The organism is Protofrankia sp. CiP1_Cm_nod3, from assembly GCF_982290655.1.
The window spans coordinates 1-23,847 of the sequence record NZ_CEVIVD010000034.1 but is presented as its reverse complement, the minus strand read 5'-3'; the positions used below and the strand labels follow the sequence as shown (position 1 = coordinate 23,847).

Annotated in this window: 20 protein-coding genes; 8 read left to right on the top strand and 12 right to left on the bottom strand. The window is 71.7% G+C overall.

The window, feature by feature from the left end:
* Positions 1–115: 115 nt before the first annotated feature.
* Together mnmA and AC5LUJ_RS09395 are read right to left on the bottom strand one after the other, a co-directional pair.
* Positions 116–1,171: a tRNA 2-thiouridine(34) synthase MnmA gene (gene mnmA, locus AC5LUJ_RS09400; protein WP_250292448.1), complete on the bottom strand. Its 1,056-nt coding sequence runs from the start codon at positions 1,169–1,171 to the stop codon at positions 116–118.
* A gap of 5 nt (positions 1,172–1,176) precedes the next feature.
* Positions 1,177–2,382, bottom strand: coding sequence for a cysteine desulfurase family protein (locus AC5LUJ_RS09395; RefSeq protein WP_250284860.1), 1,206 nt, complete (start codon positions 2,380–2,382; stop codon positions 1,177–1,179).
* Between the two features lie 323 nt (positions 2,383–2,705).
* On the opposite strand from AC5LUJ_RS09395, the gene AC5LUJ_RS09390 reads away from it, so the two are divergent.
* Positions 2,706–4,169 carry an AAA family ATPase gene (locus tag AC5LUJ_RS09390; protein WP_250284869.1) on the top strand — a complete coding sequence of 488 codons (1,464 nt, stop codon included), beginning with the start codon at positions 2,706–2,708 and terminating at the stop codon, positions 4,167–4,169.
* An 18-nt stretch (positions 4,170–4,187) separates the two neighbouring features.
* Here AC5LUJ_RS09390 and vapC read toward each other — a convergent pair whose 3' ends face one another.
* From vapC to AC5LUJ_RS09360, 6 genes are all read right to left on the bottom strand, one after another.
* Positions 4,188–4,589: a type II toxin-antitoxin system VapC family toxin gene (gene vapC, locus AC5LUJ_RS09385; protein WP_250284862.1), complete on the bottom strand. Its 402-nt coding sequence runs from the start codon at positions 4,587–4,589 to the stop codon at positions 4,188–4,190.
* Positions 4,586–4,831 carry a type II toxin-antitoxin system VapB family antitoxin gene (locus AC5LUJ_RS09380; RefSeq protein WP_493464782.1) on the bottom strand — a complete coding sequence of 82 codons (246 nt, stop codon included), beginning with the start codon at positions 4,829–4,831 and terminating at the stop codon, positions 4,586–4,588. The genes vapC and AC5LUJ_RS09380 overlap by 4 nt, the downstream gene beginning before the upstream one ends.
* A 148-nt stretch (positions 4,832–4,979) precedes the next feature.
* Positions 4,980–5,486 carry a MarR family winged helix-turn-helix transcriptional regulator gene (locus AC5LUJ_RS09375; protein WP_250284866.1) on the bottom strand — a complete coding sequence of 169 codons (507 nt, stop codon included), beginning with the start codon at positions 5,484–5,486 and terminating at the stop codon, positions 4,980–4,982.
* Between the two features lie 233 nt (positions 5,487–5,719).
* Positions 5,720–8,974 carry a fused isobutyryl-CoA mutase/GTPase IcmF gene (gene icmF / locus AC5LUJ_RS09370; RefSeq protein WP_250292450.1) on the bottom strand — a complete coding sequence of 1,085 codons (3,255 nt, stop codon included), beginning with the start codon at positions 8,972–8,974 and terminating at the stop codon, positions 5,720–5,722.
* A gap of 524 nt (positions 8,975–9,498) precedes the next feature.
* Entirely contained in the window at positions 9,499–10,458 is a 960-nt protein-coding gene (locus tag AC5LUJ_RS09365) for an electron transfer flavoprotein subunit alpha/FixB family protein (RefSeq protein WP_250281105.1), read from the bottom strand.
* A gap of 14 nt (positions 10,459–10,472) precedes the next feature.
* On the bottom strand, positions 10,473–11,258 hold the full coding sequence (locus AC5LUJ_RS09360; protein ID WP_445548529.1) for an electron transfer flavoprotein subunit beta/FixA family protein: 786 nt from the start codon (positions 11,256–11,258) through the stop codon (positions 10,473–10,475).
* A gap of 264 nt (positions 11,259–11,522) precedes the next feature.
* On the opposite strand from AC5LUJ_RS09360, the gene AC5LUJ_RS09355 reads away from it, so the two are divergent.
* From AC5LUJ_RS09355 to AC5LUJ_RS09330, 6 genes are all read left to right on the top strand, one after another.
* Complete coding sequence (locus AC5LUJ_RS09355; RefSeq protein ID WP_250281110.1) at positions 11,523–12,974, top strand: NsdA family TPR-like regulatory protein; 1,452 nt, start codon at positions 11,523–11,525, stop codon at positions 12,972–12,974.
* A 261-nt stretch (positions 12,975–13,235) separates the two neighbouring features.
* Complete coding sequence (locus AC5LUJ_RS09350; RefSeq protein ID WP_250281111.1) at positions 13,236–14,126, top strand: class I SAM-dependent methyltransferase; 891 nt, start codon at positions 13,236–13,238, stop codon at positions 14,124–14,126.
* Complete coding sequence (locus AC5LUJ_RS09345; protein WP_250292452.1) at positions 14,123–15,637, top strand: 1,4-alpha-glucan branching protein domain-containing protein; 1,515 nt, start codon at positions 14,123–14,125, stop codon at positions 15,635–15,637. Before AC5LUJ_RS09350 ends, AC5LUJ_RS09345 begins: the two co-directional genes overlap by 4 nt.
* A 166-nt stretch (positions 15,638–15,803) precedes the next feature.
* Entirely contained in the window at positions 15,804–16,031 is a 228-nt protein-coding gene (locus tag AC5LUJ_RS09340) for a hypothetical protein (protein WP_250281114.1), read from the top strand.
* 8 nt (positions 16,032–16,039) lie between these two features.
* A complete protein-coding gene (locus AC5LUJ_RS09335) occupies positions 16,040–16,615 on the top strand; it encodes a type II toxin-antitoxin system VapC family toxin (RefSeq protein ID WP_250292454.1) in 576 nt (191 codons plus the stop codon).
* Complete coding sequence (locus AC5LUJ_RS09330) at positions 16,612–17,670, top strand: endonuclease/exonuclease/phosphatase family protein (protein ID WP_250281119.1); 1,059 nt, start codon at positions 16,612–16,614, stop codon at positions 17,668–17,670. Before AC5LUJ_RS09335 ends, AC5LUJ_RS09330 begins: the two co-directional genes overlap by 4 nt.
* A gap of 55 nt (positions 17,671–17,725) precedes the next feature.
* Here the strand turns inward: AC5LUJ_RS09330 and AC5LUJ_RS09325 are convergent, their stop codons facing one another.
* The 4 genes from AC5LUJ_RS09325 to AC5LUJ_RS09310 all read right to left on the bottom strand — a co-directional run bounded on the left by AC5LUJ_RS09325 (position 17,726) and on the right by AC5LUJ_RS09310 (position 21,605).
* Positions 17,726–18,760 carry a M48 family metalloprotease gene (locus AC5LUJ_RS09325; RefSeq protein WP_250292455.1) on the bottom strand — a complete coding sequence of 345 codons (1,035 nt, stop codon included), beginning with the start codon at positions 18,758–18,760 and terminating at the stop codon, positions 17,726–17,728.
* Between the two features lie 270 nt (positions 18,761–19,030).
* A complete protein-coding gene (locus tag AC5LUJ_RS09320; RefSeq protein WP_250292457.1) occupies positions 19,031–19,780 on the bottom strand; it encodes an acyltransferase in 750 nt (249 codons plus the stop codon).
* Positions 19,777–20,823: a class I SAM-dependent methyltransferase gene (locus tag AC5LUJ_RS09315; RefSeq protein WP_250292459.1), complete on the bottom strand. Its 1,047-nt coding sequence runs from the start codon at positions 20,821–20,823 to the stop codon at positions 19,777–19,779. Before AC5LUJ_RS09315 ends, AC5LUJ_RS09320 begins: the two co-directional genes overlap by 4 nt.
* 5 nt (positions 20,824–20,828) lie before the next feature.
* The gene (locus AC5LUJ_RS09310) at positions 20,829–21,605 is read right to left on the bottom strand and encodes an enoyl-CoA hydratase/isomerase family protein (RefSeq protein WP_250281126.1); all 777 of its coding nucleotides are present in this window, start codon (positions 21,603–21,605) and stop codon (positions 20,829–20,831) included.
* A 550-nt stretch (positions 21,606–22,155) separates the two neighbouring features.
* On the opposite strand from AC5LUJ_RS09310, the gene glgX reads away from it, so the two are divergent.
* The coding region (glgX, locus tag AC5LUJ_RS09305; RefSeq protein WP_493464784.1) for a glycogen debranching protein GlgX at positions 22,156–23,847 on the top strand (1,692 nt) is incomplete at its 3' end.

The following is a 23,847-nucleotide window of genomic DNA, read 5'->3' as shown; positions in this document are numbered from 1 at the left end:
AAAGCAGGTGCCGAAGCAGGTGCCAAGGAGCAGGTGCCAAGGAGCGGGCAGAGGAGCGGGGAAAGGCCGGCCGGGGCCCCGCGGTACCCGCGCCCCGCGGTACCCGGGCCTCCCGTCAGCGCCCGAGCCGGAGGACATGGCCGCCGCCGAGGACACGGTCTCCGTCGTAGAGGACGACGGCCTGGCCGGGGGCGGTGCCGCGCAGCGGCTCGTCCAGGGCCACGCGCAGCTCGTCGCCGACGCCCTCGGCGGTGGCGGGCACCGCCTGCCCGTGCGCCCGGACCTGCGCCGCGCAGACCACCGGCCCCTCGTACGGCCAGACCGCCCGGTCGGCCACCAGGTGGGAGACGTCGAGCGCCTCGGCCGGGCCGACCGTCACCGTCCGGGTCACCGGGGAGACGTCCAGGACGTAGCGGGGCCTGCCGTCGGGCGCGGGCCGGCCCAGGCGCAGGCCGCGGCGCTGGCCGATCGTGAACGCGAAGGCCCCCTCGTGCTCCCCCAGTGTCTCGCCGGTGGCGGCGTCCACCACCGGCCCGGGCTGGGAGCCGAGCCGGTCGCGCAGCCAGCGGCCGGTGTCGCCGTCGGCGATGAAGCAGATGTCGTGGCTGTCGGGCTTGTCCGCGACCGCGAGGCCACGGCGGGCCGCCTCGGCGCGGACCTCGGTCTTCGTCGTGTCCCCCAGCGGGAAGATCGCGTGGGCGAGCTGGTCGGGGCGCAGCGTCCCCAGCACGTAGGACTGGTCCTTGCCCGGGTCGACCGAGCGGCGCAGCACCGCCCCGGAAAGCCGCGCGTGATGGCCGGTGACCACCGCGTCGAAGCCCAGGGCCAGCGCCCGCTCCAGCACCGCCGCGAACTTGATCCGCTCGTTGCAGCGCACGCACGGGTTGGGCGTCCGGCCGGCCTCGTAGGCGGCGACGAACTCGTCGATGACGTCGTGCTCGAAGCGGTCGGCGAGATCCCACACGTAGAAGGGGATGCCGATGATGTCGGCGGCGCGGCGGGCGTCCCGGGCGTCCTCGATCGTGCAGCAGCCGCGGGCGCCGGTGCGGTGCGACTCGGGCGACTTCGCCAGGGCCAGGTGCACGCCTGTCACGTCATGGCCGGCGTCCGCCGCGCGGGCCGCCGCCACCGCCGAGTCGACACCCCCGGACATCGCCGCGAGCACACGCATCCGGCTCACCCCCCGGACAGCCCGGACAGCCCGGACAGCCCGGCGAGCGCCCCCGCCCGGCGCGCCCGGCCGACCACCGGCATGATCACACGGACCAGGGCATCGACGTCCGCCGCGGTGGACGTCCGCCCCAGCGAGAAGCGCAGCGAGCCGCGGGCGCGGGCCTCGTCGACGCCCATGGCGAGCAGCACGTGGGACGGCTGGGCCACCCCCGCGGAGCAGGCCGACCCCGTCGAGCACTCGATCCCGTGGGCGTCGAGCAGCAGCAGCAGCGAGTCGCCCTCGCAGCCAGGGAAGGTCAGATGGGCGATGCCGGGCAGACGGCCGGGACCGGAGGGCGCTCCGTTGGCCACCGCGCCCGGCACCGCGGCGAGCACCCGGGCGACCAGGTCGTCCCGCAGGGCGGCCAGCCGTACCGCCTCGACCGGCTGCTCGGCGACCGCCGCCGACGCCGCCGCCGCGAAGGCGGCCACCCCCGGGGTGTCCAGGGTGCCGGAGCGGACGTCGCGCTCCTGCCCGCCGCCGTGCGTCAGCGGCGCCAGCGTCAGGCCGCGGCGTACCAGCAGCGCGCCCATGCCGATCGGGCCGCCGAGCTTGTGCGCGCTGACCGTCAGCGCGTCCGCGCCGCTGTCCTCGAACGACACCGGGATCGACCCGACGGCCTGGACGGCGTCGGTATGGAACACGATTCCGTAACGGTGCGCGATCGCGGCGAGCTCCGCGACCGGTGAGACCGTCCCGACCTCGTTGTTCGCCCACATCACGCTGATCAGGGCGACGCTGTCGGGGTCACGCGCGATCGCCGCGGCGAGGACCTCGGGGCGCACCATCCCGGTGGCGTCCACCGGCAGCAGCTCGACCTGGGCGTCCTGCGCCTCGGCGAGCCAGATCACGGTGTCGAGGATGGCCCGGTGCTCGACCGCGCTGACGAGCACCCGGTGCCGGCGCGGCTCGGCGGCCCGGCGGGCCCAGTACAGCCCCTTGATGGCCAGGTTGTCGCTCTCGGTGCCGCCGGCGGTGAAGACCACCTCGGACGGGCGGGCGCGCAGCGCGGCGGCGAGCGCCTCACGCGATTCTTCAACCACCCTGCGTGCACGACGGCCGCTGGCGTGCAGCGACGACGCGTTCCCGCCGTCCGCGAGCGCCGCATTGTAGGCGGCCACGGCCTCCGGACGCATCGGCGTGGTCGCCGCATGGTCGAGGTAGGTCACACCACCGAGGATATCCGCGCCCGCCGGCGATACCCGCCCGACGCCCACAGTCCGCAACCCGACGCCCCAACCGCCGACGACCGGCCAACGGCGGCGGGCTGGACCGGACCATCACCCTCCGAATATCACCGCCGGCCCGCCAAGCACATCTGGCAAAGCGCGGTATCCGATCAGAGACGGTCGCACACAGTCTCAGATCATGGCTTCCACCTGTGGCTTTCTAGTGTAAGTACGTTTCATGTAATTGTGGTTACACTAGAATCCAGCCTTTGGAGGCGCCTTGGACGCCGGGATGGGTGGTGCAGGTGGAGCGGCCGGTGGACATGTTCGACCGGGAGGAGGAGTGGGCGGCGCTCGCGCGCTTCTGCGAGGACCCGACGCCGGGCGCGACGCTGGGCGTGGTCACCGGCCGCCGGCGGCAGGGGAAGTCGTTCCTGCTCGAGGCGGCGTGCGAGCAGACCGGTGGCCTGTACCACCAGGCGCTCGAAGGGACCGCTGTGGACTCGCTGCGGCTGTTCGGCGCGCGCTTCGCCGAGCACGTCGGCGCCGCGGCGCCGCTGGCGTTCGGTTCCTGGGCCGAGGCGGTCGACGCCGTGCTGGGGCTGGGCCGGCAGGCTCCGACCACCGTCGTCATCGACGAGTTCCCCTATCTGATCAAGGCTTCGCCACAGCTGCCCTCGGTGGTCCAGGCGGCGTTCGGCCCGCGCCGTCCCGAACGGACCGGCTCGCGAACACGGCTGATCCTGTGCGGATCCGCGCTCACGGTCATGGGCCGTCTGCTCGCCGGCTCGGCGCCGCTGCGCGGCCGGGCGGCGCTGGAGCTGGTCGTGCCCTCGCTGGACTTCCGGCTGGCCCGGGAGTTCTGGGGCATCGACGACCACCGGCTCGCGGCGCAGGTACACGCCGTCGTGGGCGGGACGCCGGCCTACCGGGACTTCGCTCGCGGGGACGGCCCGCGCGGCATCGACGACTTCGACGCCTGGGTGGTCAGAACGGTCCTCAACCGCAACTCGCCGCTGTTCCGCGAGGCGCGCTACCTGCTCGCGGAGGAGCCGGACCTGCGTGACCCCGGCCTGTACAGCTCGGTACTGGCGGCCGTGGCCACCGGCGCTGTCACCCGCGGCGCGATCGCGAACGCGGTCGGCCGGCCGACGGGCGACCTCGCGCACCCGCTGACCGTGCTGACCGACGCCGGCTTCCTGGTCAAGGCGGACGACCTGCTGCGCGACCGGCGTCCGGTGTGGCGGATCGCCGAGCCGCTGATCGCCTTCTACCACGCCGTCATGCGGCCGGTCTTCGGCCGGCTCGAGGCGCGTGGACAGGCGGCCAGGACCTGGCCGGGCCGGCGCGCCACGTTCGCCTCCCAGATCCTCGGGCCCGACTTCGAGGAGATCTGCCGGACCTGGGTGGCGCTGTACGCCGGCCCGGCGGCTCTCGGCACCGACGACCTCGGCGACATAGGCGACATCGGCCACGGCACCATCCACGACCGCGAACAGCGGGCGGCGATGGAGCTCGACGTCGTCGCGCTCGGCCCGGCCGACGGCGAGCGCCGCCGGCTCGTCGCCGTCGGCGAGGCCAAATGGGGCGTCGAGCTGGGCCTCGAGCATCTGAACAGGCTGCGACGCGCCCGCACGCTCATCGAACGGACGGGCAACCTGGACGTGACCGGCACCCGCCTCCTGCTGTTCTCCGCCACCGGCTTCACCGACGACCTGCGCGCCGCCGCAGCCCGCGCCCCCGACATCGTCCTCATAGACCTCCACCGCCTGTACGAAGGCGGGTGAGCCAGCAGAGGCCGCCGTTCACTCGACTGGCTCGATCCGCAGGCCGGTGATCCGGGCGAGGTTGTCGAAGTCGCGATCGGCATGCAGCAGACCCGCGTCGGCTCTGATGGCCGCCTGCGCGATGAGGCAGTCGGTGAGCACCCGGACCGTCACCCCGCTGTGCCGGGCGGATCGGTACAAGGCCGCGGCGTTCTCGTAATCGCCGGAATCATGCAGAGGAAGGATGGGTAGGGACGCGAGCAACGCCAGCAGCTCACGCTGGTGTTCGTGGGAACGGGCGCCTGCGAACACCTCAAAACGGACGATCTCCGTCGTCACCAGGTAGGCGTCCTCGTCGATCAGATCGCGTAGCCGCCGATGGACCGGTGACTTGCTCCCACGGAGCAGCTCGATCCACGCGGAAGTATCGACGAGAATCACCGGTCGTCACGGGAAACGCTGTCGAGACTCGACACGAAACCCGGGCGGAGCTCGCTCAGGTCCGCGTCCCAGCCCGTGCCTTCCAGGGCCAGGGCCCGGCGCCGGAAGTCGGCCCGGCCGACGAGATGCCGCAAGGCCAGATCGACGATTTCACGCCGGGTGTTCACTCCGAAGACGCGCATGGCCTCCTCGATCAACTCGTCGTCGACGACGATGTTGGTCCGCACATCAGCCATGGTCATCAACATACACACCTCTGTGTATGTTGCTTGTCAGCAGATCCAAGAGTGACAGTACGTGACACCATGGATCGCGACAAGTCCGATACATCCGGTCAGAAGTGATAGCTCGGTGGTCTGCTGGAGGCCGGTGGGCTGACGGGCTGGCAGGTCAGAAGTCGCCGGCGCGGCTGCGGAAGTCCCGGAGGATGTCGACGAGCGGGCCGACCTGCTCGGGTGGGAAGCCCGGGCTGGCGAACAGACGGCGGTTGAGCTCGACGGTGGCCGTGGTCGCCACCTCCCGGCCGGCCGCGGTGATCTCGGCCAGGGTGGTGCGCCGGTCCGTGGGGTGCGGGATGCGGCGGACCAGGCCCTGCGAGGACAGCCGGTCGACCGCGCTGGTCACGCTCGTCGGATGCACCTGCAGACGGTTGCCGACCTTGCTCATCGGCAGTGAGCCGGCCCGGCTGAACAGCAGCAGCACGAGCAGCTCGTAGCGGGCGAAGGTCAGCTCGAAGGGGCGCAGCACCTCGTCCGCCCGGGCCAGGATGATCTGCTGGGCGCGCATCACGGACGTGACGGCCGCCATGCCGTCAGCCGCTTCGGCCCAGCCGTGCGCTGTCCACTGCTTGCGCGCCTCCTCGATGGGGTCGAACGGCAGGGGTTTGGGAAAGGACACGGTCGGACGGCTCCTCCACGACGTGGCCGGTCGGCCGGGAACAACACGGGCCTCGTTTCCCGTGCCGCCGCGGGTCCATGGGGCCGCCGTGGGCTCTGGGAAACGTGGGCCTCCCGGACCTGTCGGAAACCTGCCACCTCCGGGGCCCCACCGGATCCGGCGGGACCCCGGACGCGAGCGAATCACGACCGCGCGGCCCTGGCCAGCCAGGGCCGCTGGGAAACTAGGCTGCTTCAGACATTACGACGGTACCGGCCACCGACTTCGAAGAAAGCGTCGCTGATCTGGCCGAGCGAGCAGTGCCGGACGGCCTCCATGAGGACGTCGAAGACGTTCTCGCCGGCCGCCGCGGCCTCGCGCAGCCGGCGCAGCGCCTCGGGGGCCTCCTCGGCGTGCCGGGCCTGGAAGTCGGCGAGGCGCTCGAGCTGCGAGACCTTCTCCTCCTCCGTGGCTCGGGCGAGCTCGATGGGGCCCTGCACGCTGTCCTCCGCGTCGGGGTCGAGGAACGTGTTCACCCCGATGATCGGCAGGCTGCCGTCGTGCTTGCGCTGCTCGTAGAGCATGGACTCGTCCTGGATACGGCCGCGCTGGTAGCCGGTCTCCATCGCGCCGAGCACACCGCCGCGCTCGGAGATCCGCTCGAACTCGGCGAGGACGGCCTCCTCCACGAGGTCGGTGAGCTCCTCGACGATGTGGGAGCCCTGGAGCGGGTTCTCGTTGCCGGTCAGCCCCCACTCCTTGTCAATGATCATCTGGATGGCCAGCGCCCGGCGGACGGAGTGCTCGGTCGGGGTGGTCACCGCCTCATCGTAGGCGTTGGTGTGCAGGCTGTTGCAGTTGTCGTAGATGGCGCACAGGGCCTGCAGTGTCGTGCGGATGTCGTTGAAGTCCATCTCCTGCGCGTGCAGGGAACGGCCGGAGGTCTGGACGTGGTACTTGAGCTTCTGCGACCGCTCGGCGGCACCGTAGCGCTCACGCAGAGCGACCGCCCAGATCCGCCGGGCTACCCGGCCGATGACACTGTACTCCGCGTCCAGACCGTTGGAGAAGAAGAACGACAGGTTCGGCGCGAAGTCGTTGATGTCCATGCCGCGGGCGAGGTACGCCTCGACGTAGGTGAAGCCGTTGGCCAGGGTGAAGGCGACCTGGCTGATCGGGTTCGCCCCGGCCTCCGCGATGTGGTAGCCGGAGATCGACACGGAGTAGAAGTTGCGGACGCTGTGGCCGATGAACCATTCCTGCACGTCGGCCATGCAGCGCAGGGCGAACTCGGTGGAGAAGATGCAGGTGTTCTGCCCCTGGTCCTCCTTGAGGATGTCGGCCTGCACGGTGCCGCGCACGGTCGACAGCGCCCTGGCCCGCACCTCGGCGGCCTCGGCCGGGGTGGGCTCGCGGCCCTCGGTGGCGGCGGACCGCTCCAGCTGCTGGTCGATGGCGACATTGAGGAACATCGCGAGGATCGCGGGAGCCGGCCCGTTGATCGTCATGGAGACGCTCGTCGTCGGCGAGCACAGGTCGAAGCCGGCGTAGAGCTCCTTCATGTCGTCCAGGGTCGCGATCGAGACCCCGGACGTGCCGATCTTGCCGTAGATGTCGGGGCGGGGCGCCGGGTCCCGGCCGTAGAGCGTGACCGAGTCGAACGCCGTGGACAGCCGGGTGGCCTCCGAGCCCCGGGAGAGGTAGTGGAACCGCCGGTTGGTGCGGAACGGGTCGCCCTCACCGGCGAACATCCGCGCCGGCGCCTCGCCGACCCGCTTGAACGGGAACACCCCGGCGGTGAACGGGAACCGGCCGGGCAGGTTCTCCGCGCGCAGGAAGCGCACGAGATCACCGTCGTCGCCGGTGCGGGGCAGCGCCACCCGGGGTATCGAGGTGCCCGACAGCGTCGTGCGGCGCAGCGGCGTGTGGATCTCCTTGCCGCGCACCGTGTAGACGAGCTCCTCGCCGGAGTACTCCGCCACCGTCGCCGGCCAGGCGTCCAGCTGCTCGCGCACGCTGGGATCCAGGCCCTTCTCGGCACCCTCGAGCAGGGCGTCGAGCCCCGCGTACCGGTCGCCGGCGGCGGCGAGCTCCTGGTGCGCGGTGCGCAGGTGCTGGCGCCGGCGGGCCGCCTCGACCTGCTCGGTGCTGTGCCGGTGGTAGGAGCGCACGGTCTCGGCGATCTCCGCCAGGTAGCGGACGCGGGACGCCGGGAGCACCCTCGTCAGCCCCGAGGACGCCTTGACCGACACCCGCGGCAGCGTACCGGCGGCCAGCGGCAGCCCCTTGGCCGCGAGCAACGAGATCAGGTGCTGGTAGAGCGCGGTGACCCCGTCGTCGTTGAACCGGGCCGCGCTCGTCCCGAACACCGGCATGTCCTCCCAGGAGGAGCCGAAGGCCTCCCGGTTGCGTACCAGCTGACGGCCGACGTCGCGGCGGGCGTCCTCGGCCCCGGGCCGCTCGAACTTGTTGATCGCCACCACGTCGGCGAAGTCCAGCATGTCGATCTTCTCAAGCTGGGACGCGGCGCCGTACTCGGGCGTCATCACGTACAGCGAGACGTCCACCAGGTCGACGATCCCGGTGTCGCCCTGGCCGATGCCCGGCGTCTCGACCACGACCAGGTCGTAGCCGGCGGCCTGGCAGGCCGCGATCACGTCGCCGATCCGTTCGGGCAGCTCGCTGCCGGCACCCCGGGTCGCCAGGGAGCGGAAGAAGATCGTGGACGGGCCGTCGCTGTCCCCGAGCACGTTCATCCGGATGCGGTCGCCGAGCAGTGCGCCGCCGGCGCGGCGGCGGGTCGGGTCCACCGCGATCACGGCGGCGCGCAGCTTGTCCTGTTGGTCGAGGCGCAGCCGGCGCAGCAGCTCGTCGGTCAGCGAGGACTTGCCGGATCCGCCCGTGCCCGTGATGCCCAGCACCGGGATTCCGGGCCGGGCCGCCTGGCGCACCTGGCGCGCGAGTTCGGGCGAGGCGCCGCCCTGCAACACGGTGATCGCCCGGGCGAGCGCGCCCTGGTCACCGGCTGCGATTGCCGGCACCGACGGCAGGTCGGCGGTCAGGTCGGTGTCGCACTCGGTGACAATGATGTTGATCATCCCTGGCAGCCCGAGCCGCTGCCCGTCCTGCGGCGAGAAGATCCGGGCGACCCCGCGGGAGTGCAGCAGGGCGATCTCGTCGGGGACGATGACACCCCCTCCCCCGCCGTACACCCGGATGTGGCCGGCGCCGCGCTCACGCAGCCGCTGGACCAGATAGCTGAAGTACTCGACGTGCCCGCCCTGGTAGGACGACAGTGCCACCGCCTGGGCGTCCTCCTGGATCGCGGCCGTGACCACCTCCTCCACACCGCGGTCGTGGCCGAGGTGGATCACTTCGACGCCCTGGGACTGCAGGATCCTGCGCATGATGTTGATCGCCGCGTCGTGGCCGTCGAACAGGGAGGCCACGGTGACGACCCGCACCGGATGCTGCGGGACGTGCAGGGGTGACTGACTGGCTACGCCCATCCTCGAAACCTCCGGACCAACGGCGGGCACACTTTCCCGTCCAATAGTTGGACGGGCAGATATTAGGATGCCCACACAATAGGCCGGGAGTCCAGACCCCGACATGATCGTTATTTTGCGAAGCCGTCCGGCCGGAGCAACAACGGAAGACGGCAAGAGGGCGTTCCAGCCAGGAAACACCCACAGAATCCACAACACCCACCGAGCGTCACCCACCGGACGCCGGGCCAGTGAGGCCGGGCCAGTATCGCCCGAAGCCGCACCCAGGGAACAGGGAACAGGATCGGACAGGGGCCCGAGCCGCCCGGACCCCTACCGCACCACCGGGCGTAGGGGCCCGTACCCGACGGGCGGTCCGCCAGGCCGTCCTCGGAACGGTTCCGGCTGGCGGCCGGCCGCCCACGCCAGGCGTACGGCGACGGCCGGACGTTCCTCGGGAGGGAGGGAACATCCGGCCGTCAGACGTCCGCGGAAGAACAGCGACCGGACGTCCGCGGACACGATGCCGCACAGCGGCGGCCCGGCTACCCCTTGCGCTTCTCGATCGCCTCGGTGAGCTGCGGGACGACGTTGAACAGGTCACCCACGATGCCGTAGTCGGCGAACTCGAAGATGGGCGCCTCCGGGTCCTTGTTGATCGCGACGATCGTCTTGGACGTCTGCATCCCGGCCCGGTGCTGGATCGCACCGGAGATGCCGACCGCGACGTAGAGCTGCGGCGACACGGTCTTGCCGGTCTGGCCGACCTGCTGCTGGTGGGGGTACCAGCCGGCGTCGGTCGCCGCCCGGGACGCGCCCACCGCGGCGCCGAGGCTGTCGGCCAGCTTCTCGACCAGCACGAAGTGCTCGGCGGCGCCGAGGCCACGGCCGCCGGAGACCACGATCTGCGCCTCGGTGAGGTCGGGACGGCCCGACTTGGCCTCGACCACCCGGTCGAGGATCTTCGCCGACTTCGCGGCGTCCGAGATCGTGATGTCGACGTTCTGCGTCACCGGGGTGGTCGGCGCGGCCTCGGGGGCGGTGGTGTTCGGCCGCACCACGAGGATCGGCGTCCCCTTGGTGACCTTCGAGGTGACGATCGTGGAGCCACCGAAGATGCCCTGGGTCGCGGTCAGGTCCGCCGCGACGGCGACCGCGTCCCAGAGCAGGCCGGACCCGGTCTTCGCGGCCGTGCGCGCGGCGGCCTCCCGCGCCTCCGCGGTGGCGGCCGTGAGGACCGCCGCGGGTGCGACGTCGGTCACCAGCTTGGCCAGCACCTCGGCCACCGGCGCCACCACATAGTCGACGACGTCGTCGGACTCGACGACGTACACCTTCGACGCCCCGTACTCCGCCAGGAAATCCTTGATCTTGGCGTACGTGCCGGGAGCGCCGAGGAAGACCGCGGACGCCTCGCCCAGTGACCGGGCGAGCGTCAGCAGCTCGGCAGTGACCTTCTTCGGCTCGCCGTCCGCGTGCTCGACGAGTACCAGAACCTCAGCCATTGGATAAGGACCCCTCAGATCAGCTTCTGCGCGACGAGGAACTCGGCGGCCTTCGTACCGCCGTCGCCCTCGTCCTTGACGATCGTCCCGGTCTGGCGGGGCGGCGCCGGCTGGGCGTCCACCACCGCCGACCCGGCGTTGGCGAGCCCGACCGTGGCGGGATCCAGGCCGGCGTCGGCGACGGACACGGTGGTCAGCGGCTTCTTCTTGGCCGCCATGATCCCCTTGAACGACGGGTAGCGCGGCTGGTTGATTTTCTCGACGACACCGACGACCGCCGGTATGGACGCTTCCACCAGAGCGTAGCCATTGTCGGCCTGGCGCTCGATACGAACGGTGCCCGCCCCCGGGTCGACGGTCACCTTGCGGGCCTGGGTGAGCTGCGGGAGCCCGAGCTGCTCGGCGAGCAGGGCCCCCAGCACACCGCCGCGGGCGTCGGAGGCCTCGGCGGCGGTGATGACGATGTCGGGCGACAGCGTGGAAATAACTTTCGCGAGCGCGGCGGACGTCTGCAGCGCGTCGGAGCCGGCCAGCTGCTCGTCGGTGATGTGCACGGCCTTGTCCGCACCCATCGACAGCGCCTTGCGGATGGTCTCGACGGCCTTCTGCGGGCCCAGGGTGACCACTGTCACCTCGCCACCATGGGCTTCCTTGATCTTCAGGGCCTCCTCGACACCGTACTCGTCCATCTCGTTTATGACGTTGTCCACACTTTTGCGATCGATCGTCCGGGTAACCGGGTCAAGCTTCTTCTCTGCCCAGGTGTCCGGCACCTGCTTGACAGTAACGACGATGTTCACCACGCCTCGAGGCCTCCGTAGCCACTTTTATCGGTCTGCTTGTTCCTGACATGGTCGCACCGGCAACGTTGTCACGCCCAATGATCGCCGGCGCGCTCCGAACCATGCCCCGTCCACGTTGCCACCGGAAGGCACCCGCGTGTGCATTCGGGCCGACTTCTGCACAGCCCCTTCCAGCACCGTGATCGGATCACTACTTTCTGTCCTGAGCCTCAAAAACACCATGCCGTCACGAAAAGTAATCATACGAGCCACGAGGGCACAATGAACAGAAAACCGGAACTGATCGGCTTCGTTCGGGATAATGACCCTGTATCGGACAAAGATGGATCCCGCCCGACACTGTTCGCACGTCTACTCGCCGAGATCTCGATCTCCGACACCCGCTTCGCCCGACAGGTCAACGAGCGCGCACGGCGACACCGCCGGATCGAGCTCGCGCTGGCACGGACCACAGTGGGCCACTGGCGCCGCGGCATGCGCCCCCGCGACCCCATGGTGGCCGAGCTCGCCGCCGCCGAGATGTCGGCGCTGGTGGGCTACCAGATCACCCCGACCGACCTCGGCTGGCGGGGTGAGACATTCCGCGGGGACGACTTCGGGCTCACCGTGGCCGAGCAGCCCGCGGGCACCCTTGGAACCATCGCCGGACTTTCAGGACGCGACATGCGCAGGCGAGATCTCTTGCAGGACGGAAGCGCGTTCGTAGCGAGCGCTTTCGCGGACTCGGTGCTGGCCAGCCTCACCGGCGTCGTCAGAACGGTCGACGACGCCGCCCCGGCCCCCGCCCCGACCGCAATGATGATCAGGGACATGACCGACACCTTCCGCAAACTCGACGCCCGCTACGGCAGCGGCGAGATCCGCGGACAGGTAGTCGCCTTCCTACACGACCGGGCCAGGACCGCGCTGGAGGCCCGGCACACCCCCGACCTCTTCGGCGCGCTGGCCGAGCTGACCCAGTTCAGCGGCTGGCTCGCCCAGGACTGCGACCGTCAGTCACTGGCACAACGCTACTATATACAGGCGCTCGGCCTCGCCGAACACGCCGGGGACGCCATGCTGGCCAGCCGGATCCTCTCCGTCATGAGCGACCAGGCCGGGTGCCTCGGGCAGCTCCGCCAGAGCCTCGCCCTGGCCAGGGCCGCCCTCGACCGCTCCCGCACCGTCGCGTCCGGCTCGGTACAGGTGATGCTGCACGACAGGCACGCCTGGGCCCTGGCCCGCAACGGCGACGAGGCCGGCTGCGGCAAGGCGCTGTCCGCCATGGACGCCGCGCTCGACCGGGCCGACGGCGGCGACGGCCCGGCGTGGTCCGCGCACTACAACGAAGCGGACATCGCCGAGTGCAAGGGCCACTGCTTCATGCTGCTCGGGCGGGCCCGGCGGGCCGAGCCCCTGCTGCTGGAGTCCCGCGCCCGGCAGCTCCCGTCCCGCACCCGCACCCGCAGCTACGCCGAGGCGGATCTCGCCCTGTCCTACCTGCGCCGGTCCGGCCCGGACGTCGAGGCCGCCCTGGACGCCGGACGCCGCGCGGTCGACCTGGCAAGCACCCTCGACTCCGTCCGGATCACCGAGAAACTGCGCGAACTCGACCGCGAACTGAGCCGACACGGCGGCATCGTCGCCGTCCGCGAGTGGCGCCAACACGCCGCCCCCCTGGTGGCCCGTCCCGACCGCCCCACCAAGGTGGCGGCGACAGCCGTCTCCGTCTGACCCGCCTCCCCCGCGCGGTCACCACCGGCCGTACGGCCAGCGCCCACCGCTTGACCGGCGCCGGCCGTACGGCCGGGCATCGCAGACGACCGCGTTCCGCGTGGCGACCGGGCCCGGTAGCGGGCCACGCGGGCGCGCGGCGGCATCCGGGCGCGTTACATCTCCATATTGTTCCTGCAATGCGTCATATACATCACACCTTTTGCTGTGCGTGGGGGGTCGTCGACACGTAGTGGTTACCAGTGCGTAAGGTCGGGTTTCATGGTCAGGCATGAGCCGGCGACGACGCCCCGCCACACCGCTGAGCCCCAGCGCACCGCTGAACCCCGCCGCGACGTCGAGGCTCGCCACGACGACGGGCCCCACCAGGGCGTCGAGGCCGACCCCACGTCCGACGATCAGAACACGCTGCTTGCCTGGGCGGTCTTCGGGGAGCGGACCGTGCCGGGGGTGTGGTTCGAGCGGTACTGGTTCAAACGGCATGAGGCGGCCTACGCCGCGTTCGCGCCCTTCACCACCGGGGCCGTGGTCGTCGAGGCGGGCTGCGGTGAGGGGTACGGCGCGGCGATGCTGGCGAGGTCGGCCTCCCGGGTCGTCGCGGTCGACGCCGACGCCGACGTCGTCGAGCACGTCCGGCGCGCCTATCCCGCCACCATCCCCGTCCGTGCCGATCTCCAGCGGCTGCCGTTCGCCGACGCCACCGCCGAGGTCATCGCGAACCTGCAGGTCATCGAGCATCTCCACGATCAGGAGGCGTTCCTGGCCGAGTGCGCCCGGGTGCTGCGCCCGGCTGGGACGCTGGTGCTGACGACCCCGAACCGGCTGACCTTCTCCCCGGGGCTCGACACCCCCGCGAATCCGTACCACACCCGGGAGCTGGCCCCGGACGAGCTCACGGCCCTCCTCGAGGAGCATTTCGTGGTCACCCGCCGGTGGGGCGTGTGGCACGCGCCACGGCTGCGGGCGTGGGAGCGCCGCAACGGCGCGATCGTGGACGCCCAGCTCGCCCGCCCCTACCCGCAGTGGTCCGCCGCGCTGGCCGAGCGGGTCCGCCGTACCGGCATCGACGACTTCGCCCTGCACCCGGACACCGCCGACACCCCGATCACCGCCAGCCTCGACCTGGCCGTGGTCGCCTACCGCCGGCCATGAGCCAGCCTGCCCGGACGCCGGCCGCGCCGGTCGGGACGTTCTGTCTGGTGCTGCACAGCCATCTGCCGTGGGTCGCGCACGCCGGCGCGTGGCCGGTCGGCGAGGAATGGCTGTACCAGGCGTGGACCGGCGCCTACCTGCCCCTGGTCGACCTGCTCGAACGCCTCGCCGACGCCGGCCACCACGACGTGCTCACCCTCGGTGTCACACCCGTGCTGGCCGCCATGCTGGACGACCCGTACTGCCTGTCCGAACTGGCCAGATGGACGGCGGACTGGCAGCTTCGGGCACAGGGCGCGCTGGTGGACGGCGTGCCCGGCGCGGGCTACGAGGGCGCGCTGGCCACCGCCGCCCGGCACGCCGTCGAGGGCCGCTGGCGGCACGGGGCGTCACCGCTGCTGCGCCGCCTGGCCGACGCCGGGGTCGTCGAACTGCTCGGCGGGCCGGCGTCCCATCCGGTGCTGCCGCTGCTGGACGAGCGGATCGTCCTGGCCCAGCTCGGCGCCGGCCTCGACGACGCGGCCCTGCGTCTCGGCACCCGGCCCGGCGGGATCTGGGCCCCGGAGTGCGCCTACCGGCCGGGGCTGGAACGCCACTACGCCGCCGCGGGCGTGACCCACTTCGTGGTGGACGGCCCGACCGTCGGCGGTGAGACCGCCGGCGCCTACGACGTCGCCGGCAGCGGGGTGCTGGCCTTCCCCCGCGACCTCGGCGTCTCCTATGAGGTGTGGTCGCCCACCGCCGGCTATCCCGGGGGCGGGTGGTACCGCGACTTCCACACCTTCGACCACGGCAGCGGCCTGCGGGTGGCCCGGGTGACCTCGGTGGACACGCCCCCCGGGCGCAAGGCGCCCTACGAGCCCGCCGCCGCCCGCCGGGCCGCCGCCGACGACGCCGCGCGCTTCGTCGGTGTGCTGCGGCGGCGGCTGACCGAGCTGGCCGAGGCCAGGGGCGGCCGCCGCGCGCTGGTCGTGTGCGCCTTCGACACCGAACTGTTCGGCCACCACTGGCACGAGGGGCCGGCGTTCCTGGAGGCGCTGCTCACGCTGCTGCCCGACGCCGGCATCCAGGTGACGACGCTGTCGCGGGCGGCCGCGGCCGGGCACGTCGAGGGCGCCCGCGACCTGCCGGCGGGCTCCTGGGGGCTCGGCAAGGACTTCCACGTCTGGGCGGACGTGACCGACCTGACCAAGCTCGCCGCCGAGGTGAACGGCCGGCTGGTCGAGGTCGTGACCGCCGCCGCCCACCCGGCCCGGCGTGACGACGTCCTCGACCAGCTGGCCCGGGAGGCGTTCCTCACCGGCGCCAGCGACTGGGCGTTCTGCGTCACCCACGACAGCGCCGCGGACTACGCCAGATCCCGGGCCTACACGCACGCGGGACGTTTCGACGCGCTGGCCGACGCCGTCCAGGCCGGCGACCGCCTCGCCGCCACCAGGCTCGCCCGCCACTACCACACCCTGGACCACCCCTTCCCAGCCCTGGACGCCCGCCAGCTCACCAGAGCCTGACCGGGCTGTGGAGCTGTAGAACGCGATGCGGACAGAAGCCCCCGCCCCTGATGATCAACCCAGCTCGACAACCATGGGCCTGAGCCGGTTACATGCCACCGCGGATCCACCGCGAGGGCTACTTGGACGAACCAGATCAACAGCCCTGGGGACGTAGAATCGGCGCATGAGCATCACGCTCGACCTGCCCGACGAGCTCGTCCGCCGCCTCACCGCCGAGGCCGAACGGCGTGGCACCCATGTCGTCGACGTCATCGCCGACCTCGCCGCCCAGCTCCCTCCGGCTGAGACCTCGGCCCGCCGCAGGCTCGCCTTCGTCGGCGTAGGCGCATCCCACTCGGGCATCACCCCTCGCATCGACGAGCTTCTGGCCGACGGCTTCGGGCGGGACTGACACCAGGGGTGCTGCTCGTCGACACCGGAGTCATCGTCGCGGCCGCGGACCGCAACGACCCCCACCACACCGCCTGCGCGCAGCTCCTCGAGCGAACAGACAGCCCGCTCGTCACCTCGCCCCTCGTGATCGCCGAAGCGGCCTATCTGATCAATCGCGAACTCGGCCCTACGGCGGAGCTTGCCCTCTACACCGCCATCATCGACGATGCCCTCACCGTCGAGACCCTCACCCATACCGACTGGACCCGCATCCGGGAACTCGCCGGTCGATACCGCGGCCTCCCACTCGGCGGCACCGATGCCAGCGTCATCGCTCTCAGCGAACGACTCGGAACAGACCAGGTAGCCACTCTCGACCACCGTCACTTCCGCGTCGTGCGCCCCGCCCACACCTCGGCTCTCACACTCCTGCCATGGAGATGCCTGCCGCTGTCACGCCGGCGGCGGGAAGTGCGCGGAAGCCGGCCGTACTGGCACCATGCGGTCGGCCGCGGTGCTGGGGTGTGGTTGGGCCCACTGTCGGATCCGCGTCCGACCCTGGTGGCCGCGGCGGCTGTCCCTACCGGCAACCTGTTGTCATGACCTCCCCGCATCCGGAGAGCGGTTCCGACCTGCCCGTGTTCCCTGGCGAACCGGAGCGGCCGGGGGCGAAGGGCCGCGCCACCGCCGTGATACCGCCACGCACCCTGACGATCTTTCTTTCCTGGGTGGTCGCCGGGACGCTCGTGATCATCACCGCGGGCCGGCTGCTCCATCTGGACGACGCGCTGAGCTGGCCGTACTCGGGGATCAACGCGTTCGCCCCGGTCGAGTACCTGCCCGCCTACATGGCGCTGGCGGCCGCCTTCGCGCTGCGGCGCAACCGGCTGCTGATCGTCTCACTGCTGGCCGTCATCGCCCATCTGGCCTTCACCGTGCCCGAGCTGTGGCCGGGGAAGCCCGAGGCCGTCCCCGCCGACGCGGCGAAGGTGCGGATCATGACGTCCAACCTGCTGTACACCAACGGCGACGCCGGGCGGCTCGGTGCCCAGATCACCCGCCTCCGGCCCGACATCGTCGTGCTGGAGGAGGTCACCCCGCTCACCCTGGACGCGGTGACGAAGTCCGGCGCGCTGGCCGGCTACGCCTACCGGGAGGCGCATCCCCGGCCGGATCCGTTCGGGGTGGCGGTGTTCTCCCGGTTCCCGCTCGTCCAGGCGGAGCTGCCGCTGGTCGGTGACCTGCCGTCGCTGCGCATGACGGTCCGGGTGGACGCCACCCGGCAGTTCCGGCTCTTCGCCGTCCACACGGTGTCACCGACGAGCCGCGAGTACGCCACCCGGTGGCGGCAGCAGCTCGACACCCTGCGGGCGGAGGCCGCCCTGGCCCGCGTCCCGGTGGTGCTCGCCGGTGACTTCAACGCCACCCGCGACCACCGGCCGTTCGCGCGCCTGCTCGACGAGCGGCTGCGGGACGCCCACGACGTGGCCCACGCCGGCTGGGCCCCGACCTGGAACGCCAACCATCTGGTGCTGCCACCGCTGCTGCGGATCGACCACGTGCTGGCGTCGCCGCGGTTCGCCGTCACCGGCTACCAGGTGGGCGACGAGATCGGCAGCGACCACCGGCCGCTCGTGGTCGACCTCGCCCTGCGCTGAGCCCCCGGCGTGCGCCAGCCCCCCGGCGTGCGGTGAAGCGTCCGGCCGGGCCGGGTCAGCCGGCGGCCGTCCAGACGGCGAGACCGGTGCCGCAGGACGCGCAGAAGTTCTCGGTCGGACGCGGCGGTGTCGCGCAGGTCAGGCAGTGCCGGCTGCCGGCCCGCACGGCGTAGATGCCCTCCAGGATCTTCCGGGGCTCGTCCTCGTGCAGCCACTCGTCGAAGTAGCGGGCACGCTCGACCGCGAGCGGGTGGGTTCCGGTGGCGCGGATCCGCAGCCGGTGCAACCAGGCGAGGGGGCTCTGCTCGACCATGTCGTCGAGCATCCGGGCCTGCTCGAGGAAGGCGTCGGGGTTCATCTGGTCCAGCCAGCGGGCCGCGCCGCCGGCGAGCTTCATCATCATCCGGACACACGGGCCGGGATCCTGGACGGCGAGCATGGCCGCCCGGTCGGCGGTCAGCTCCGCCTTGCGGGCCCAGGCCGCCAGGCCCGCGCCCAGCCCGAAGGATGCGGCGTTGCCGATGACGGCGCCCGCCCCGCGGGCCACCCCCGCGCCCATGGCGCCGCCGACGATGCGGGCCATCGTCCCGTAGAGGATGTGGCCGCACTTGACGTGGCCGAGCTCGTGCGCGATCACGGCCAGCAGCTCGTCGGTGTCCATGATGTCGAGCAGGTCGGTGAACAGCACCACGTAGGGGCGGGTGTGCCCGGCGGTGTAGGCGTCGACCGGGCCGCGCCGGACGTAGAGCTCGGGCTCCGGGACGTCCAGGATCGCGCACGCCTCGCGCAGGATCGCGTAGATCTCCGGGAGCTGGTTCGGCCCCACTTTCACGCTGGACGCCGTGTGCTCCACGTAGTGGCCGCGCTCCACGCCCCATTCGATGTATTTCGCCACCGCCCGGTCGAACCCGGGAATCCGCTGCAGCGTACGGGTGGCCCGCCGGTCGAGAGGATGCCGAAAGGCGTCGGGGTCGAGCCCCGGCAACCGGACACGCCCGCTTTTTTCTGGCCGGTCGGCAACCTGTCGGATCGTTTTGGTGAAATCCACCGGCAGCTTCCGGATGTTTACGATGTCGTCGGCTTCGGCCATCCTCAACCTCTCGGGACACCCGCTCGGGCTGCTGTTGTCGGCCACTTTGTCGACCGCCATGTCGACCGCCATGCCGGCTGATCGTCATATTGTCGATCGAAGCGGGACGTCAGACGACATAATAGAGCCCGCCGGAAGGCCGCGAAAGCCCCGCCCCCGGTGGTGACGAAGTCGACTTCCCGACATGATGTCGGCCGTCCTGTCGATCATTATGCCGATCGCCGGATCCGCCACCGGGCCGGCCGCCGGTCCGACGGTCACCAGGGCGGGTCACCCCTGACGGGGACGACCGGCCTCGGCGCGGGCCGCGACGACCTCGGCGGCGGCCGCGGCCGTCTTGCGGGCGATGTCGGCCAGGGCCGCCCGCTTCGCCTCGGCCGCCTGATAGTCCGCCATCCGGTTACGCACGACGCGGACGGGGACACCCACCGCGACCGACATCGGCGCGATGTCGGCGTTCACCACGGCGCCCGCGGCGACCACCGACCCCGAACCGACACGGCTCCCGCGCAGCACGGTGACCTTGGTGCCGATCCACACGTCCGCGCCGATCCGCACCGGGGACTTCACGATGCCCTGGTCCTTGATGGGCACGTGAATGTCGTCGAACACGTGGTCGAAATCTATGATGTACACATCGTCCGCGATCATTGATTTTGCGCCGATTTCGACGTCGAGATAACAGTTGATGGTGCCGTTCCGGCCGAGGACGCATTTGTCGCCGATACGCAGGTTCCCCTCGTGGCAACGGATCCGGCTGTTGTCGCCGAGGTGCACCCAGCGGCCCAGCACGATCCGCCCGTAACCGGGGCGCCCCTCGACGGCCACGTTCTTCCCGAGAAAAACGAAACCCTCCGTCACCACCTGCGGATATCGCAGCCGAAACAGCGCGAACCGCCAGTACCGGCGCAGGTAGAAAGGCGTCCAGGCCCGGTGGCGGGCGATCCAGCGCACCGTGGAGAACGTCAGGAAACGCCCCTGCCGGGGATCCCCGTACCGGCGGCGGCCGAGTATTCTCACAGACGCCCGTCCGGTGCCCGGACACCGGTGACGAGAGCATTGTAGAAAAGGCCCGCGGGCACCACCCGGGAAGCGTACCGGGCGTCGAAGGCGGCAAGGCGCTGCCAGGTCCGGTAGACGCGCATCCGGTAGCCGAAGCCGAGCTTCGGCTCGGCGACGGCGCACTCGAAGGTGCGCACCGGCCAGCCGAACCAGGCCGCGGTGAGCTCCTCCGTGCGCACCTTCACCTCGGCCGCGCCGGCCCGGCGCGCCATCGCGGCCAGCTCCGCCGGGACGAAGGTGTGCAGGTCCACCACGGACTCCAGGGCGTGCGCGGCGGAGCTGGCCGCGAGCTCCCCGGCCGGCCGGGCCCAGCCGCGCAGCATCGGCAGCCTGGTCGCCCGGGTGGTCGCCCACCAGGTCGCCCGCGACAGCCGGCGGGCCACCACGTCGCCGTAGCGGGTCGGCTCCCCCGCGAACACGAACCGCCCACCCGGCCGCAGCACCCGCAGCACCTCCCGCAGCGCCCGCTCGACGTCCGGGATGTGGTGCAGGACGGCGTGCCCCACCACCAGGTCGAAACTCGCGTCCGGGTACGGGACGGACTCGGCGTCGGCGACCCGGCCCGCCACCGTCAGGCCCAGGCTCGCGGCGTTGCGGGTGGCGGTGGCGACCATCCCGGGGCTGATGTCGCTGACGTGCGCCCCGTCGCGGGCGACCACCCCGGCCTGCACCAGGTTGAGCAGGAAGAACCCGGTGCCCGCGCCGATCTCCAGGGCGTTCGGGTAGGGCCAGCCGGCCCTACCCGCGATGGTGACGAACCTGTCCCGGGCGTAGTCGATACAGCGGTCGTCGAACGAGATCGACCACTTGGCGTCGTAGGAGCCGGCCTCGGCGTCGTGGTAGATGATGTTCGCCTGTTTGGGGTCGCTCCACGCCGCCTGGATCTCGGACGCCGACGGCCCGGCCGCCCGGCCCGCCCCAGCCGCCCCAGGCGCCTGGTCCGTCCCACCCGCCTGGTCCGCCCGGGCCACGTCCTTGGCGTCGTCCTTGGCGTCGTCCATGGTGTTCAGCGGCCGACGAAGTCAGCCTTGCCGGGACCGCGCTCGACGAAGGCGTCCATGCCGATGCGCCTGTCCTGCGTGCCGAACAGGCCGGCGAACAGCGCCGTCTCCAGCCGCAGCCCCTCGGACAGCCCGCCGTCCAGGCCGTCGTCGATCGCCCGCTTGGCCGCCCGCAGCGCGACCGCCGGCCCGTCGACGAACCGGGCGACGAGGGAGCGCGCCTCGGTGTAGACGTCGTCGGGGGCGACCACCCGGTCGGCGAGGCCGATCTCCTTGGCCTCGGTGGCCCGGACCTGCCGGCCGGTGAAGATCAGATCCTTGGCCTTCGCCACCCCGACCAGGCGCGGCAGCCGCTGCGTCCCGCCCGCGCCCGGGATGATGCCGAGCAGGATCTCGGGCTGCCCCGCCTTGACGTTGTCCCCGAAGACCCGGAAGTCGGCGGTCAGGGCGAGCTCCAGGCCGCCGCCGAGGGCGTAGCCGGTCACCGCGGCCACCACCGGCTTCGGGATCCGGGCCACCGCCTCAAACGTGGTGGTCAGGTCAGTCACCCACGTCAGGATCTCCGCGGGGTCCAGCGGAGCCATCTCCTTGACGTCGGCCCCGGCCGCGAACACCTTCGGGCCGCCGTAGATGATGACCGCCCGCACGTCCGCCCGTCTGGTCGCCTCGTCGGCCGCCGCGCGCAGCCCGGCGGTGACCTCGCTGTTGATGACGTTCATCGGGGGCCGATCCAGCCTGATCGTGCCAATACCGCCGTCGACGTCGAACCCCACGACCGCCACCGACCGACCTCCTCGATCATTCCCGGCTCCCGGCGGCGTACGGCACGTCCGTCGCCCCGCCGTTGGCCGACCGTCATCCGCTGATACCCGTGCCGGGCCCGTGACGTCCCGACGGCGCCCCTGATTCAGGCAGCCTAAGCCCTGGCGACTCGATCTTCACGGATACGCGGCGATTACGTTCCCGACACCTTTTGGCGGCGGCGGCGCGTCCGGTGGCCATGACGGCCCGGCCCCCGTCATCGGATGATGATCCGATCCTGCCGGACCGGGCGGTGTCGCTCCTGCTCCGGATGATCCAGCCATGCCGCCCCAGCCTCGCTGGCCCGGCGCCCGCGGCCGGCGGCCCGGCCCCGGCGTCCGCGGTGCCGTTCACTCACAGTCGCCGCCCGTCGGCGGGAGTAACCGGACGGCAGTCACCGGAATCGGGCGCCGGTAACATGCCACGGCTACCGTCACGGAGGTGACGCCACGGTTCCACGTTCGTGACAACATCGACCAGTCCGGCGCCGATCAGCCCGGCGCCGACCGGCCCCGCCCTTCCCGGCCCGGCGTGCCCCGGCCCGGCACAGCCCGGCCCGGGCCCGTGCTGCCCGGGTCCCCCGAGCCGCTGGGGGTCCACTGGGACGGCCGGGGCGTCAACGTCGCGGTGGCGGCCCCGAGCGCGGACGCGGTCGAGATCTGCCTGTTCGACGCCCGGGGCCGGGAGAGCCGCCACCGGCTGCCCGAACGGAACGGCGGGATCTGGTACGGCTACCTGCCCGGAGCCGGACCGGGCCAGCGTTACGGGCTGCGGGCGCACGGGCCCTACGCCCCCGAACGCGGCCTGCGCCACAATCCGGCCAAACTGCTCGTCGACCCCTATGCGCGGATGCTGACCGGTTCCCTCGTCCCGAACCCCGCGATCCACGGTTTCGAGGAGGCCGACCCGTACGCGGCAGGCCCCGACGGGAACGACTCCGCACCCTTCGTCCCGATGTGCGTGGTGGTCGACGGCCGCCGCCGCCCGACCGGGAAGCGCCCGGCCATCCCCTGGCCCGAGACGGTCATCTACGAACTGCACGTGAAGGGGTTCACCCGGACGCATCCGGACGTCCCGCCGGCGCGGCGCGGCACCTACGCGGGCCTGGCCCACCCGGCGGTCATCGACCATCTGCGCGCGCTCGGCGTCACCGCGGTGGAGCTGCTCCCCGTCCACGCGCACGTCCCGGAGCCGGCGCTGTCCCAGCGCGGCCTGACCAACTACTGGGGCTACAACACCGTGGGCTTCTTCGCCCCGCACCCGGGCTACGCGGCCACGGACAACCCGGTGGCCGAGTTCCAGGAGATGGCGGGCGCGTTACACGCGGCCGGGATAGAGGTCATCCTCGACGTGGTGTTCAACCACACCGCCGAGGGCGACGAGCACGGCCCCACCCTGTCGCTGCGCGGCCTGGACAACGCGACCTACTACCGGGTGGACCCGGGCGACCCGCGCCGCTACCGGGACGTCACCGGCTGCGGCAACACGGTGAACACCGCATCCCCGCACGTGGTGAAGATGATCACGGACTCGCTGCGCTACTGGGTCACCGAGATGGGCGTGGACGGGTTCCGCTTCGACCTGGCGACGGCGCTCGCGCGCAGCCCCGACGGCTTCGACCCGGCGGCGCCGCTGCTGACCGCCATCCACGCCGACCCGCTGCTGTCCACCGTCAAGCTCATCGCCGAGCCCTGGGACGTCGGCTGGGGCGGCTACCAGGTGGGCGCGTTCCCGGCGCCATGGGCGGAGTGGAACGGCCGCTACCGGGACACCGTGCGCGCGGCATGGACCCGCGGCGCCTCCACCGTCGCCGACCTGGGCTACCGGATCACCGGCTCCAGCGATCTTTACTACCATTCGGGACGCCGGCCGTGGGCGTCGGTGAACTTCGTCACCGCGCACGACGGCTTCACCCTCGCCGACCTCGTCTCCTACGACCACAAGCACAACGAGGCCAACGGCGAGGACAACCGCGACGGCGACGACCACGGCAACTCGGCGAACTTCGGGGCGGAGGGCCCCAGCGACGACCCGGCCGTGCTGGCCTGCCGGCGGCTGGTCCGCCGCTCGCTGCTGGCGACCCTGCTGCTGTCGGCGGGGGTACCGATGCTGCTCGCCGGGGACGAGTCCGGCCGTTCCCAGGGCGGCAACAACAACGCCTACTGCCAGGACAACGCCATCTCGTGGCTGCGCTGGCCCACCCGCACCGCCCCCGCGCCGGAC